The organism is Streptomyces sp. NPDC006510, from assembly GCF_040611955.1.
GTDB lineage: Bacteria > Actinomycetota > Actinomycetes > Streptomycetales > Streptomycetaceae > Streptomyces.
In genome coordinates this window covers 26861-43119 of sequence record NZ_JBEXPH010000009.1, presented here as the reverse complement: position 1 = coordinate 43119, position 16259 = coordinate 26861, and the positions used below count along the sequence as shown (strand labels likewise).

Genomic DNA, 16259 nt, shown 5'->3' with positions numbered 1-16259 from the left:
TCAGCGCCCCATTCCGTAGCCGTCTTCGCTGCTGGGCTGCTGGTCGATCTCGATGCTCGGTGCGTAGACCGGGCGCGCCGCGCTCATGCTCACCGCGTGCGCCGAGCGGCGGCGCGCGCCGCGGGTGCGGGAGGCCTCGGCGTCCTGGCCGATCACGTCGGGCTTGACCACCGAGTCGTCGACGGCGATCGCGGCGTTGTCCAGAGCGTGTGCTTCGGCGGTGCCCAGTGCACCGAGCTGCCGGGCCATCTCCGCCTGGGCCTTCCGGGTCCCCGAGGACGCGAACTGCTCATTTCTCTCGCCGTCGTAGACGCTCTCGCGGTTCTTCGCTGCCTCAACCAGATCAGCGAAAGCACCGCCGTAGGCCATCCGGTCCATCACGGTGCCCCGGAGCGACGGGTCTTCCTCAAGGTTGCGGATAAGCCCGGTCTTCGGGTCCTGCAGCGCGCGGGCCACGCGGGCCACGTAGTCCGGATTGACCGTGACGCCGAAGCCCTCCTTTGACTCGTAGAACTCCGTGAACTGGGACTCCCACTCCTCAGCCGTGGCCTGAACGGGCTCGCCGTCGACGAATGCCGTGCGCCACTGGCCCGGGCCGACGTGCTCGATGCTGCGGCCCCTCCAGAGGTCGCGGCCGGGGCCCTGGAGCATTTCGTACTTGTGCCGGGCCTCGGCCGCGTCGTGCTTGGCCTGCAGGATTGACTGGGTCACCGGGTAGGTGACCTCCAGGACCGCCTTGAGATCCACGCTGCGCAGCGCCCGCACCGCGCGCTGGCTGAACGAGCCGCCCAGGCCCGTCCCATGAGCCTTGATTGCCGTGGCGAACATCGAGGCCTCCTGGTCGGCCTGCGTGATCCCGGGCGTGCCCTGCGCATCGCCCAGGTTCCGGGCGTAGTCGGCAAGCTTCTTCTCGCTGCCCTTGGCACCGGTCTCCACACAGACCTCGCGCACGCTCTGCAGGTGCGCTTCGCGGTCCGAGAACGTCAGCGCCGCGCCGAACTCGCCGCGCTGTGCCTGACGGTACAGCGCACTCAGCTCCTCCATGACGACCTGCTGGGCGATTTCGACGTCTTTCGGCGGTTCCGCTCCCGTCAGCGACTGCAGCCTGATCCGGTTCGCCTCTTGCCGCGAACTCTCCAGTTCCTCGGCCAGTTCCCCGTTCTTCGAGAGCGCGACCTTGGTGTCCAAGGAAACCTGCATCGCCAGCGGGTGTGATCCATCCGGACCGACCACGCCGGTGTCGAGCAGGTTGGCGGGCACCGAGAGGTTCGCCAGGGCCTCAGCCTTGGCTGCCTCGCCGTGCAGCTTCACCACAGCGACCGCGTCGCCGTCGAAGTCGCCGTCGAAGCACTTGTCCATCACCGGGTTGATCGCGGCTCCCGTGAGCCGGTCGTCAATCGCGACCCGCATGTAGCGCACTCCGGCGTCGCGGAGCACCGGGTCGCGCCACACCAGTGCGTGGTCGCCCTCGGCCAGCCCAAGCTGCTGGGCCTTGACCGAGCTGAGCGCAACCTGGTCGACATCCAGCCGCGGGTCCGCGGTCCACACCATCGTCGCCGAGTCCGTGAGCCGCGAGGACATCAACCCGGTCTTGAAGATGTTGTTCTTGCCCGTCAGCACCCGGTTCTGCGCGTCAGTCGTGATGACCTCGAAGGCGCGCTGTGCGCGCGAGACCGATTCGCTCATGCCTCGGCGCACCTCGGCACGCTTCTCGGCGGAAAGCCCCTGGCTCTCAAGCTGTTCGGCCATGTAGCGGTAGCGGCAGGCCTCAACGAAGACGTCCTGATAGCTGCGGGTGTAGTCGTGCGTGACTGAGGATCCGTCCTCGAACTCCTGGCCACTGCGCAGATGCGAAGACATCACCGGCAACTTCCACGAGGCCGCGCTCACCGCCTCGGTCTGCTCGCCGGTCGGGTACGTCAGCGCGAACGGGATTTCCATGTCCCCGCCCCGGTCTCCGATGAGCTTGCCGAAGGACTTGCGCATTGCCGTGGTGTTGAGCCCTGGGAGCCGGCCTTCCTTGCGTGGCTGGGTGCGCAGCAGTTCGGGCATCGCGATGAAACGGCGCTCGGGACGCTCATCGACGCCCTCGGCCTGGCCGACTACCCGCAGTGTGCCGTCTGCCTCCATGTCCATACCTGTCACCAGCAAGTACTCACGCAGGTTCGACTCGGCCCCGCTGTTGTGACCGTAGAACTCGTGCATGATTGCCGGGCAGTCCTTGGACTGCAGCGCCCAGGCCAGCTGCGAGGATGCCTTGCGACCCTTGCCCGCGCGCACCTGCTCGTCGTCGTAGATCTTCGTCTTCTCGTCCACCGCCATGTGCGTGACCACGAAGCGCATCCGGCTCAAGCTGCCTGCCATGACCTTGCCGACGGGGGATTTGAGTTGCTCCGCCCCTCCGCGGCCGTTGCTCGTCATGAGCTCGCGGGCGGAGCCGGCGTTGCGGCGGGAGATGAGCGAGAACGGGCTCATCACCACGTCCATGCGCGGGTTCGCGCGGAACCACGCGACCTCCTGCTCGATGCCCTGTTCCCGGGCCCCGTCTTCGGGCATGCTGCGGTCGACAACGAGAGAGACGACACCCTTGTTGCCGTGAAGGTCGCTGATCTTGTCGCCGACGACCAGGTCACGCAGTTTCCCGCCGGCCCCGCGGATCTGGTGGCGCTGGGCGAACTCCGAGCTGATGACGATGGGATCGTCGGCCGTCCAGCCGCCGAAGGTCATCAGCGCGGTGTACGTGGGGCCGGTGACCTCCGAGGACTGCATGATTGTCGAGGCCGTCATCTGCTGACGGTCGAACGGGTCGTACCGCAGCGTCTTGAGTTCCGGGAGGGTCATGAGTGGCGCACGCTGGCCAGCCAGTGTCTCGTCGCCCGGCAGAATCCGGCCGGCGCCGTCTACCTGTGCCTGCGTGGTCAGATACCGCACGACGCCCTGGTTGGTCGCGCCGCCGGTCATCACCGGGTCGAAATAACCGCCGGGCGCGGCGACGTCGTTCCGGTCCGTCCCGGTGAGTACCGCCATGTTCCGCCCGCCGGTGAGACGCCAGGCGTCGAAGCGGTTGTCATCGGCGGGATCGGTGCGGTCGCGCTGGGCCCGGTACTCGGCGTAGATCGTCGAGCCCTGCTTGATCTCGTTGGAGTAGCGTACCCGGCGTGCCTCGGTTTGCAGGATCGCGGCCGTCCATTCGTCCAGGTGCCCGCGCCTCTTGAGGCCGCCCCCGTCGAACTGGAATGAAGTGGCGCGCTCGATGAAGTCGACCGGGTGCTTCGTGCTGTACAGCTGCAAGTAGACCGAGTTGAGCGAGGAGGGTTCGCCGGTCTCACTGCGCCCGGCGATGAGATCGCCGGCGATCTGGTACTGGATACGCTCGTGCATGAGCTGCTCGTAGCCGCGCAGGCGTGTGCGTTCCTCGACCGAGGTCGGGGCCTCGCCCGGCGTCTGGGCCGTGATCGTGGCTTCGTAGCCCGGCACGACCAGGGCATTCTCCCCGCTGGCGAAGGCAGTGACGATTTCGCCGTGCTCGCCGGCGTCGAAGACCTGGCCGATCTCTCCGGAGATCGGCGACCCCTTGCCGTCGCGGCGCAGTTTCTCGCCGCTCCAGCGGATGACGCCCTGCTCGTCGACCAGAATCTCGGAGACCGTTGCCGCGTTGCGCTCGATGCTCTCGCGCACGGTGGCCCCGATGCGCCGCATGAACGCGGACTCGTGATCTGCGATCGGCGCGGCGCGGTCGGCATCGAAGCGGACGAGCCGGTCCTTGAACCGGGTCGTCTGGAAGGTGGAACCCATCATTTCGCTGGGGGGGATCCCGCAGCGGCGCAGCGCCGAGGCGAGGTTGTCGAGATTCGACCACTGCCCGGTGGGGCTGGTCATGTACCTCGCCACCCGGTCCGGGTTGAAGCGCTGATCGACCCACTCGCCGTCGACGTCGTGGGGTTCCGCCTCCCAGGTCCCGATGAGCTCGAAGGGGACGTCTTCGGCGTGCTGCCGGACCTTCTCGACGCTGGTGCCGGTGTAGACGAGGTTGCCCAGCTCTGGCACCTCATCGGCCTGCAGCTCGCCGATCTCGTCCAGCCGTTCCCGGTACATCTCCTCGGTTGCACCCGGGCGCAGCAGATCGCTGTGTGTGCCGGTGAGCACCTCCCAGTACGAGCGCTGGATCGCTGCGACTTCACCGTCGGCGGAATACTCCGGCGGATCGATCTCGTTCAGCCGTCCGCCCGTTCGCTCCAGCTCGGCCTCGGCGTGAGTGATGAGAGCCTCGACGCCGAGAGCTGCCTCCAGGTTCTCCCGCGCGCTCTCAACTGCCGCCTTCGCGTAGGCCTCGGCAGGCTCAGCATCGGCGAAGAAGGTCGGCAGGGACCGGTTCTTCGCATCTCGGCGCAGCATCACCTTCGACCCGGGCCGGGGGCCGGCCTCGCCCGGGGTCACGTAGTCGCCCACCACGAACATCGACTCACGATCGACGTGATAGCTGTCCGGTACATCCAGAACCGTGCGACCGCGGCCGCGCTCCTGATGACTCGTTCCGGTCTCGCCGACGGCATGCCCGGGAAGATCGGTGCGCTCGATGCGCTGGCCCTGCGCGAAGCGCAGCAGTTGTACGGCCTCGGCCGGCGAGGGGGAGTAGACCGCCATACCGCCGGGGAGCCGGTGGTTCGTCGAGTAGCGCAGCACGGTGCCGTTGTCATAGATCCGGGCCCCGGCGTATTGCTCCTGGCGCGTGTCGGTGAGCCGGATCTCCATGCCGGTTGCAGCGATCTTCGCCTTGATCTGGCCGGGCTCGCGGTCGCGCATCACCGCGTAGGACACGCCCTGGGCCTTCAGTTCCTCGAGTACTGCCGCCGAGCGGGCCACGGCGTGCCGGGACATGAAGCGGTTGCGGTCGACGCGGCCCGTCTGCGGGTTCCGGCCGCCGTCGATGACCCACTCGCGTACCTGGTCGTACTCCTGCTGGCTCATCTTGTCCATGAGCGCGGTGAGTCCGGCGGCATCGTCGTTCGTCATCGCACGACCGGCCTCGGACGGCTTGCCCTCGGCATCGATGCGCCAGAGCACCATGTTCCCGAGCCGCGGATCGGCCAGGGCGTCCACTTCGCCGCCGGTCACACGCCCGATCGTCTCGTCGGGCAGATACACCAGCGCGGTTCCTGCCCGTTTCACGCTGGCACGCTCCGACCAGTGCGGGTCGTAGGGGCTGATCGGCAGCCGGGCCGACTTCGGGTCGACCCGAGCACCGACGCCGGTGGCGCGGGTGAATTCCCGCTGCAGTCGCTGGTACTGCTCGTTCCGCGGGGAGCGGTCTCCGAACTGGGGCTCGTATCCGGGCACCCGCTCGCTGAACGCCTGGTCGACGGCGGTGAGGCAGTCCGTGACGCCCAGCCGCGGGTCGGCCACTGCCGTGCCACGCTGGCCGAGGATCTCGTCGACTCGGGCCCGGATGGCCTTGGCCTGTGAGATCGGAATGACCTGCCCGGTCTGGTCCCGGGCCTGTTCGACTGCTTTGTAGTAGACGTACTCGTAGAAGTACCTGCGCAGTCCATGTGCCTTCTTCACGGCAATCAGCCTCCTGTGGGGGCTCGGGTCCACTTGAGTATTCATAGAGACTACCCTGCTTATCGGAAGGTCTTTGATAAGTCATTCAGAAAGGGCAGTGCCGAGGCTGGCACTCTCAATCGAGAGGCAACCTCGGCACTGGTCGCGATCCTTCTGACGGCCGGTCCACGGCCGGATGCGCTACTTCGACTTCACCTCGATGGCCATCGCCCGGTCGAACCGGCCGTCGGCCAGCACCTCCCAGCTCGGCAGCGAGGCCAGGTACTGGTAGAAGGCCGAGTGGACCTTCACGGTGGCCAGCGACTTCAGGTCCTCCTCCGTGACGTCCACCTCGGCGAACACCCGCGCGTCCTCGTCGTTCACATGGCCGTTGATGCGGCGAGCCGCGCTGGCGTACGCGTCCGAGCGGACCTGGCTGATGTACGTCTGGGACCCGTCGGCGCTGCGGAGCTCGCCGTCGCCGCCGACCGAGAAGTGCTCGTGATCCTGCTCCAGCTCGGTCTGCGCCGACTTGTAGGCCTCTCCGATCTCGATATCCAGCGTCTTCAGCTTCGCCGAGCCGTTGTGGTTGATCAGCATCTCCTTGCTGATCGTCCCCTCGGCGTAGGCCATCCGCTTCCGGTCCGCCTCGTCCGCCTGCAGCGTGACCATCGCGGTGGCCAGCTCGACGTTCTCCAGGAAGTCCTCGTCGCTGGACAGCATCGTCGACTCGTACTCCGCCGGGTCGACCACGACCGGGCCGGCTCCGTCCTGGCCGTCGTCGGGCATGGTCATGCGCGTGACGACCTGCATGACGGCGTCCGAGTAGACGTCGGGGTCGAGGCGCTCGATGTCGACCTCCTCGTACTGGAACGTCTCCTGGAAGAGCTCCTTGGCGTTCTTCGCCTTCACCGCCTGCGCCATGCGCTTGTCGAGCATCTTCACGAAGTCGGGCTGGTTCATGCGCACGTCGAAGTCGATCGCCGAGGACAGCGTGGGGATCGTCTGCAGCGAGTACTCGTGCCCCGGGTGCGTGATCTTGTTGTCGAAGAGCCGCCACGACATCGGGAAGATCGTCTCGTTGCGGTTCCAGACCGGTGCATCGCCCGCGCGGAAGATGATGTTCTGGTTCGGCGAGATGAACGCCATGTCGTTGTAGGAGATCAGCGGCTCCTCCTTGGTGCTCATCGTGTACGACACGCGACCCTCGGTCTTGCCGCCGATGACCTTGTCGAGGTCCTGGCTGATCTGCTTGCTGTCCCGGTACGAGCGGTGCGTCTTGCCGCTCATCTTCTCCAGCGTCTCGATCATCGAGTCGTCGGTCGACTTGAGGAACACGATGTTGCTGGTGTTGTGAGTCGGGATGAAGTCGTCGGTGATGTAGAGGTGCCGCTCGTCGGCGATGCTGATGCACTGCACCTCGTCATCGCGCACGTACTCGACGCTGACGATCCGGTTGAACCCGCGAGTGCGGTCCTTCCCGCGCGCGGCCTTGCGGCCCAGCAGGAACGGATTGATCTCAGGCAGGCGGATGTTCTGCACGCGGTGTGCCGGCCGTCCGGACTTGGGCTCGGCCTGGTTCGGCGACGTGTAGGTCACCTTGGCCTTGAAGTTGATCGCCACCCGGCCGCCAAGCGATCGGATTAGCGTCTGAACGCCCTCCGCGAGCTCCTGGCTCGCGGAGGTGAACTCCATCTCGCCCTTGGCGCTGATCGTCCCGTCGGTGTCCATGAGCCCGCGCAACAGGTCGATGCGCTGCTGCACTGAGCCGAACAGATACGCCTCGGGGATCCGCTTCTCCCACGACCGCTTGCCAGCGAAACCGAGATCGCGCATCTCGGCGTTCACGCCGTTGATGCGATAGCAGATGCCGTCCTTGCGCTCACCCCGGACGATGTCATCCACGACGACGTATCCACGACGACGGATCTCCTCGACCGTCTCAGGATCGTTGCAGGTGAACTTCACGACACCACTGGGCTGTACGTGACCGTCCCCGAGGATCGCCCCAAGCACGTAGGGATCGATCGGCAGAGCGGCCTCCGCGTACTCCAGCGGTGCGACGCGAGGAAGGTCGACCTGGGTCCCCTTCTCGACCAGCTCCTTGATCATCGCAGTGGTCATCTGCTCCGAGACACGCGTCGAGGTCTTGCCCTCAGGACTCGTCCCAACAGCCTTGCCATCAACGAGCTTGAAGCTCGACTTCCAGCGCTCGATCGCCCAGATGTGTCCGGCAGACGCCTCCGCCGAAGAACCATCACACAACGTCACGCGGTAGACCGGCTGCACGCCCTTCGGGTACACGGCAGTGATCTCGGACGTAGTGCCGAACGGGGTGAGAACCTTCGCTCCGACCTCCGCGTCGCCCATCCGCATCCAGCCAGCCGGCGTCGCGATCTTCGCATCCAGGGGCTGCGGATTTCCCTGCACGATCTTGTCGACCGAGTCGCCGTAGACGTCCCGCAGCTGCTGCAGCGTCTGGAGAATCAGCGTGAACTGCTGCTCCTGGCCCAGGCCGATCGAGAGCATCGTCTCGAAGCCGGAGATGCCGTTGCCGTCGGACTGGAGGTTGCCGAGCTCGTCGAGCATGAACCGGGTCCGGTAGAGCGGCTTCTGGTTCGACTTCGTCATGTACGACTGGTCGAACGAGACGTCCACCAGCTGCTTGACCAGAATCAGGATCAGCTTGGCGTACTTCATCAGGTGCGGGGGAGTGACCAGGAAGACGGCCTTCGGCGACTCCGAGTACCGCGCCATCGTCTGCGTGACCGCTCGCGCTGAGTCCTCGATCTTCTCGGGGTTCCCGCCGCCGGAGAAGTCGAGCCGCGTGTGCGGGTAGGTCGTGTCACCGGGCTGGAACGAGAGGATCTTCCCGTCCCGCGTCCCGCCCTCGCGCACCGGCCGCAGCTCGCGCAGCACACCATTCTTGATGATCTTCTTGCTCGTCACCGGCTCGACGACGAAGTGCCGGCCGTTGAGCGAGAGCTGGTAGCTCTTCTTGAAGTGGAAGTAGAAGGTGCGCACGAGCATGTTCGACTGCGGGTTGAGCAGTTCGAGCTTCAGCCAGGCCTCGTCCTTCGGGAAGATGCCCTTGAAGTTGTAGCGGGCCCATCCCACGCGGCCCACGATCTCGGCGTGCTCGAAGTCCTTGCCCAGATTCTCGGTGAACATCGGATCGGCGTACGCCGACCACACCGCCTGCATGCCGATCAGGTGCTCGCGCTTGAGGAAGTCGACCGCGAAGCGCACGCCGAGCCGGCGCGGGAACGACAGCCCCGCCAGGTCGGTGTTCTGCGAGGGCTTGCCGGAGGTGAGCGTCGAGATCGTCGGATCGGTGAAGAAGGCCATCCCCGTGATCGCGATGCCGTAGACCGAAGACATCATCTTCTCGGCACCGGCCATCGCCACCAGTGAGTTGTGGGCGTTGCCGACCAGCGTGCGCATCGTGTTGCGGGGGAGGGCCTGCGTGGCGTTGAAGAAGAGGGTGAGCAGATCAGCCTCAGCCTTACCCTCCCACAGGAATTCCTGCTCGGCGACCTTCGCCTGCTCCTCCGCCAGGGCGTCCTCGTCGCCGTCGAACTCGCCGGCCTTCATGCGCTTCTCCAACTCGGCGGCGGGGTTCTTGCGCTTCTTCGACGTCAGCTGCACGAAGAGCTGGTACGAGTTGTAGAGCGTGACCTTGCCCCACATGTCGTCGAGCCGCTTCTCGAGCACCTCGGGGTCCATGCCGGTCGCCGCGGCGTACTCGCGCAGCTCGCGCTCCTCTTCCAGGTAGAAGTCGATGAGGCCGTAGGTCGCGCGCTTGAAGGCATTGTTGGCTGCGGTCGGCCACACCGGGTCCTCGCCTCCGTCGAGCGGGAAGAAGACCTCGCCGATGTTCTCGATGTAGAGCGCGCACTTGCTCGAATCCCCCTCGCGGGCAGCGTCGGCAGCCATGCCGAGGGGGTTGTAGATGTCGGTCTTCATCGAGTTGATGAGGTTGAACTGCACCGGCTCGAAGCCGCGCGTGACCAGCGAGACGTAGTTCTTCACCAGCAGTTCGCCCTTGGGGTCGTTGACCACCATGTTCGAAGGGCGCTTCTCGCGCGACCACATGTCCAGCACGGGCTCGATGTACGTCTGGCCCTTACCGGCTCGCGTGATGGCCAGCACCATCGTGTTCACCGGGGCGGTGTCCACAATGTAGGCCCCGGCCGGGCGCTGGACCTCGTACGCCGGGAACTCCCAGTCGCTGTTGATCAGGTCGGCAACGGTCTTGTAGTGCGGTTCGGGGGTCTGACCCGGCTTCGCCGCGCCGAGCTTGTCCCGGTTCTTGCCGCCAGGGTTGTACGGGATCAGCGTCGTGTCGTACTTCTTGCGCATCGTCTTGTCCCGTGGCAGGCCCGAGGACTCGAACAAGTCATCGCCGAAGTCCTCGTCGATGATCGGCAGGGTCCGGGTCAGCGGATTGCCCTCGTCGTCGTCCATGACCTCGCCGGCGTAGTAGACGACCTTTCCGCCCTTGTCGATGACATCCTTCTCGGCACGTTGGGAGACTTCGGCGGTGCCCAGTCCCTTCTTCCTGAGCATCATGTGGCTCATCACCGAGCTCACCTGGACGTCCGAGTGCGCGCCTGCGTCGGGGAACCAGTCGAAATTCCGCTGGATCTCCTCCGGCAGAGCGATGTGCTGGTCGTTCTGGTACTGGTTGATGTCGCTCGTGGTGTTCATCAGGTTCGCCGCGGCGACCTTCCGCGAGAACCACGTGCCGATGGTGAGCATGACCAGCAGCCCCGAGCCGAGCGTGACGAAGAGCTTGAACCCCGAGACATCGGCCATCTGCTCGCCGACCGTCGTTGTGCTCTTGGGCGCGGCCGTCTCGCCGGTGCCGGGCTTGCGGTCCTGCGCCGCGGTGTACCAGTCGGGGACCGGGACAGCCTCGGCACTGGGGTAGCACTGCGCCTTCACGTCCGGGTAGCCGTCCTTGGTCAGGGGACGGTAGCAGGTCACGACCGTGCCGCTCTTGCCCGTCGTGGTGTCCTGGACGTAGTACGCGCGCGGATTGCCGCTGCCGGGCAGACCCTGGTCCACGGACGCGCCCACCGAGAGCACCGCCGTGGAGAGGACCGAGTACAAAAGCCAGGCGAGGACCGCCACCAGCACGCCGGCAACCACTGCGGCGACGACGCCCGGAGCCTTTGACCTCCGGGGCCGGAGCTTGCTGCGGTCCAACTGCTGGTTGTCGTAGACGTCTCGGTTCGTCAGCGTCTCGCCGGGCGTCCGCGCCGATATCTTGTCCCAGCTGCTCGCCTTCGGCCGTGCCGCCTTCCACCTGTTCAGGACCATCGTGACTCCCTACTCTTGAGCCTCGCTCGTTCTGCTGGTCTGTGCGCCTGCTCGTGCAGACGGCGACGGCGCATGGGAAACGCGCCCCATGCGCCGTCAGATCACCCCGTCGGTCATCACCGGATCGCTCAACGGATGAAGGCGACACCGGCGATGAGGCCGGCCACGCCCATCAGGAGCGAGAGCATGACGATCATGACGATGAGGATCTTGTTCGACCGCCTCTGCACCTCGGAGGACCGCGCCTCGTACCGCCTGGCGACCGATGCCTCGACCGTCTCCAGTTGCTTGAACAGGTCAGTGACCCGCGCCACCTGGGAGTTGGTCATCTCCTTCTCAAGACTGAGGTTGTGCTGCCACTCCGCGTCGCGATCCGTCATTTGCGTGATGGCGTCCCTGCGGTTGCGCTCAAGCTCGTCCTCCATCCTGCGGATCCGGTCAGCGTGCTCGGTGCGCACCGACTCCAGGAGGGCCTGCTGCTCCCGGCGAAGGACGCCGATCTCATCCGTGGTCCGCAGATGCTCGGCCAGCGTCTTGGACTGGGCGATGTCGGCCTTGCGGTTGTCGTCGATCATCTGCTTGATCTCGGACTTCCACTGGTTCAGGCGCTTTTCCTCGGCTGCCAGGTACGTCGATTGCTGCTCGGCCAGGAGCTCGAAGATCCGCGTCTGCCCGGTCTGCGTCTTCAGCGTCGCGTCCGAGCGCCGGACGCGCAGGATCTCCTGCCGGTTGTGGGCGTGGGTGTCCTCGATCTCCCGCTCGATCTCGGCGGCGGAGTCGATCTGTTCGCGCTCCATCTTCGAGCGGTAGCGCTCCTTGTAACGCAGCTCCGCCGAGATTGCCGCCTGCTGGGCCACCTTGGCGGCATCCACCTCGAAGTCATTGGCGATCTCCGCCCGGCGGGCCCGGATCCTCTCCTCCTTCTTCGCCTGCCGCTGCTGGTGCTCGGCCTCTGCGGCGTCCTTCAGCCGTTTGTACCGGGAGCCCTCGCGGTCGGTGGCCACGTCGCGGATGACCTGCTCGGTATGAGCCGACATGAGGTTGACGTAGGACGCGCGCAGCTCGTCCTCGTGCGCAGAGCGCAGCTGCGTCAGGTCCGCGTTGGCCTGCCGGTTGAGCTGGGCGACCTGATCCCCGAGCCACTCGGTCGCGCCCTCGGGCACGGCGATCTGTACGGTCGGCGCGCCGATGGCGAAGGTCGCGTTGAACTCGTCGAGCCGGACGTCCAGGTCGAGGTCCTCGGCGAGGAACCGGCGGGCGATGACTTCGCGCACCTGGGCCTGATCGGCCAGCAGCACGGTGTCGTCAGCCTCCTGCGCCGGCGCGTCCTCCTGGTAGCCGTCCTCGATGCCGTAGCCGGAGTCGGTCTCGTCGAACCTCTCGTAGCCAGTCACCTCGTCGCCGTCGAATTCCGGCTCCGCTTTGACCAGGGAGGTGCCCGCGTCGTCCATGCCTGCGGCGCCTTCCGGGAACATGGGCGCGCCCGCTCCTTCATCCCCGTCGACGACGTCGCTGAAGACCGGCTCGTTGTCGGTGCTCTCGTCGGCCTCCTCGTCACCGGGAATCTGGTCGAAGATCGCATCACCCTCGTCCTTCACAGCGACCGAGCCGGGCACTGCCTGCACCGTCCCCGTCTCGGTGACCAAGCCGCTGTGTTCCTCCCAGGCCTTCTTGCCCACGGCCTCTTCGAGGCTCGTGGTGCCTGCGGCAACCGAGCACGCCTGCACGAAGGCCGCATCGCTCACCAGGTCGACGAGCAGATCGCCGCTGGACTGCTGCCACACGACGGCCCAGCTGTAGTTGGCACCAGTGAGCAGCGAGTACTCCTCCATGCGCGCGAGGGTCTCGTTGTCGGGGATGATGCCGAAGACCTCCGCTTCGAGCATCTCCGCCGTGGCCACGGTACGGATCTGATCGGAGCCGATGAGTTCGATGATCGAGCCTTTCGCCTCGTCACGTCCGTGCCGCTTGCTCAGACCGTCGATCGCATCGGCCGCGAGCACGAGCATGACCCAGGCCGTGCCGCTGGGAAAGACGAAGCGCGTGTTCGACCGCAGCAGCTCGACCGCCGCCGGGATCGCCGTCTCTCTCACCACGGAGGCCAGAAGCTCGTCGGGCTTCTTCTTCCGCTCCTTCTTCTGGCTCCCCATTGCCGTCCCCAGAATGCCCATTGATGCCGGTCCCTTCGCTGATGAAGCACAGTTCGCCTGGTTTGTGAATCTCTTATCTGCGCCCTATTCGGTTTGATGTTCATAAGGCGCGAAAGGGGAGCTGGCTGGCGGGTCGACTCATGGCCGCGTTCTCGACCGGTTCATCGCACCGCGCTGACGTCGACGTAGGCGTCGGAACTCAGCAGGTTCTTGTCGTCACTGACCAGGTCACCGACGACGTCGATGCGGATTCGCCGCTCCGAGGGGTGCTCGTTGATGAAGGCCGCCACCGCGGTGGCGACCTCGTCGGTCATCTTCGCCACCGCCGCACGCGCACCGCCGGCATCCGAGTCGGTATCGGTCTTGTCCTCGATGAGGTACCGCAGGACCTTCGTATCGATGTCGACCCGCACGTTGTGCTTGACGAGCACCTCCTGCACCATCTGGCGCAGCTTTTTCCGCACGATCCTCTTCTGCGTATCCAGCGACAGCGGCTGGAAGGGCACAATCGCGTCGATGCGACTCAGCAGCTCGGGCGGGAACCGGTTGTCGCTTGTCGTCGAAGAGATCGAGCGGTGGATGAGCTTCTTGTACTTGAGCAGCTGCTTGCCCGATCCGGTGTCGTCGGCGGCGTACTGCGCGATCGTCCGGTAGATCTCCGAGCCCGCGTTCGTCGTGAGCAGGATGTAGGTGTTGAGGAAACTCACCTCGCGGTTGTTGTCGTCGGAGAGCCGGCCGTCGTCGAGTACCTGCAGCAGCACGCGCGTGACCATCTGCGAGGCCTTCTCGACTTCATCGAAAAGAAGCACGGCGTGAGGGAGATCCCACACGCGCTTGGTGAGTTCCGAGCGGAAGCTCGCGAACGACGAGTCTTCGGCGTACTCGGTGCAGTCGAACCTGATCAGGTGTCGCTGATCGTCCCCGAAGAGAAGCTTCGCCAGCTGCTTGGCGAGCTCGGTCTTGCCCACACCTGTCGAGCCGGTCAGTAACATCGATGCCTCTGGTCGACCCTTGTCGTTCAGGTCTGCCACCGAGAGCTGCAGCCGCCGCGCCACCGCGCTCGTGGCCAGGTCCTGGCTGAACACCTTCGTGTCCAGCTGCTGCTTGATCTTCGCGCCGTCGACCTTGAAGGCCACGTTGATGCCGAGGAACTCCTGGAGCACGTCCGAGAGCAAGTCCCGATCCATCGGCCGCTGCGTGAACCGGTGCCAGCCGACCATGGAGTCGAGCACCAGGATCGACTTGCGCGGCTGAGCGCTGGCCGGCATGTAGCGCTGGGTGTACTCGTAGATCTGCCGGAAGATGTGGTCGTCGTAGAACTCGTCGAGCACCCCGTAACGCTCAGCCATTCCCTTGAGGATGGTGATCGTCGCCTCCTGGCCCGGCGGGTTGAGATTGATGCGCTGCAAACGCTCGACGAGCGCCTGGTTCGACGCGATGTGCTTGTGGAACTCGTCGTAGGTCGTCGCCGCGATAATCCTTATGCCTCGGGCCCCTGAGGCGGCGAGGACCGGCTTGATCGCCTCGACGGCGGCGTCGGAGAGCTGGACGATCTGGTGAAACTCGTCGATGAAGAGAACCAGTTCGTGTTTTTCACTCAGGACGAAGTGCTCCGCCTCGTCGAAGAAGCCCTTGAGTATCGCGGCCATGTTCTCGGCGCTGCCCGCCTCGGAGATCATGCGCGCCGGGTCCACTTCGAGATAGAGGCGATCGGGATCCACGAGCATCGTGGCCTGGACGAGTGCTGTCTTGCCCGTTCCGGCCTCGGCCAGCAGGAGTGCGTTGCACAGCTCGGGACGGCTCATCGAGGCCAGAAGCTGCGTCGTCTCGTGCTCGCGGCCGACGATGTCGCGCTCGGCCTTCTTCAGTCGCTCCGAGAGCTTGGACAGGAGCGGGTAGCGCTCTTTGAGCTGTGCATCGTCGAACATGCCCCGCAAGACCTCTCAACCGGACTCTGATTCAACTGGAAAAGCAGTCGAAATCTTATCATGAGTGGCATTCAGTAAGGCATTGAGTGTGGATGTGGAAAGACTTACTGGCTTCACTCCGAGCCCTTTCGGACCGCGCTGTGATCCTTGGGCGCTCACCGGCCGCACTCGGACTCGCCGCCCTCCGGCGTCGGGAGCCGCTCGAACTGGCCTGCGCCCATGCGTCCGACCATGTCCGCATCGAACAAGGCCGAGGGGCGGTCATCCCTTGCGGAGTGCGGCACGTCCCCCGGTTGGGCTTTCCGTCCGGGGCCGGGGGGTCGGCTCCTGATTCTGAGGCCGGCGCTCGCGCACCACCGGGTTGAACGACGGATAGCTGTGGCGCGGCCTGCGAATCCGTCTCTGGACCCCGCGTCGGGTCCGACGCGGTCGTCCCCGTCCGTCTGGACTGTTCAGGACCGACTCAGAGCACCGTTCCTCACAAGAGCGAACCCGGCGTCATCGCCCGGAGCCGGTCCTGCGTCAGCGGCCGGCCATCCTGGGTCGGCCTTCTCCGCAGCATTCTGCTCCGCCGGCGTGCGCTCATCCACCTCAAAGTCCGAAGACTCGATTGCCGTGAACTGTCCCTCTCTTCTGCCCACACCCCGTGTAGCCAAAAGGCCCCCGGGATGGCATCCGGGGGCCTTTCGCATGGGGATTGCTCAGTCTCAGCCGACCGAGGGCTCTTCGGCCTCGGCCGCCTGAACGGCCTCGGGGGCCTGGCGCTGTGCTTCCTGGGCCGCTGTGTGCGCCTTGTGGGCCGAGCGCATGGACGCGAACTGGTTGTCCAGCGTCTTGTCGTCGACCTTGAAATCGGAGGGCTCGACCGCCTTGGTGTTGACCACCAGGCCGGTGCCGCGCGAGGCCGGCATCACGTTGCCCTTGAAGCCGTAGAGGGTGCCGACCTCTTTGCCGCCCTTGTCCAGGATCGGCTCGGTATTCGGGCCCGCCGCCTTGGCGATCTCCGCCATCTGGCCGACGGAGTACGGAGCGCCGTTGTTGAAGCGGGTCTTGCCGTCGTCGCCCGTGACGCGTTCGGACCTGAGGTGGAGATTCGTCTGCTCCGGGCCGCGCGGATCGCGGGCATCGACCTGAACGTCGATGTACTGCGACTTGCCGTCCTTGGTGATGCCGGTCTTGTAGACCTTTGCGATGAGGTTGACGCCGGTCATCATGCCCTTGCCCTTGAGAAGCGCCATGGTCTCTTCCTTCCGTTGTTCCGACTGCCCTTCCGGCAGCCTGGCCGTGATCAGTCACGTCATCCGGGCAATGCGCC

5 protein-coding genes are annotated in these 16259 nt (G+C 65.7%); all 5 read right to left on the bottom strand.

Going from position 1 to position 16259, the window contains the following annotated elements:
• The gene (locus tag ABZY11_RS04965) at nucleotides 1–5562 is read right to left on the bottom strand and encodes a hypothetical protein (RefSeq protein WP_356477778.1); all 5562 of its coding nucleotides are present in this window, start codon (nucleotides 5560–5562) and stop codon (nucleotides 1–3) included.
• Between the two features lie 180 nt (nucleotides 5563–5742).
• A complete protein-coding gene (locus ABZY11_RS04960) occupies nucleotides 5743–10866 on the bottom strand; it encodes a type IV secretory system conjugative DNA transfer family protein (protein WP_326742905.1) in 5124 nt (1707 codons plus the stop codon).
• A gap of 128 nt (nucleotides 10867–10994) precedes the next feature.
• Nucleotides 10995–13037, bottom strand: a complete 2043-nt coding sequence (locus ABZY11_RS04955) for a hypothetical protein (RefSeq protein WP_356477777.1) — start codon at nucleotides 13035–13037, stop codon at nucleotides 10995–10997.
• Between the two features lie 140 nt (nucleotides 13038–13177).
• Nucleotides 13178–14944, bottom strand: coding sequence for an AAA family ATPase (locus ABZY11_RS04950; RefSeq protein WP_326742907.1), 1767 nt, complete (start codon nucleotides 14942–14944; stop codon nucleotides 13178–13180).
• A gap of 707 nt (nucleotides 14945–15651) precedes the next feature.
• Nucleotides 15652–16182 (bottom strand): hypothetical protein, encoded by a 531-nt coding sequence (locus ABZY11_RS04945; protein ID WP_326742908.1) that lies wholly within the window; start codon nucleotides 16180–16182, stop codon nucleotides 15652–15654.
• Between the last annotated feature and the right edge of the window lie 77 nt (nucleotides 16183–16259).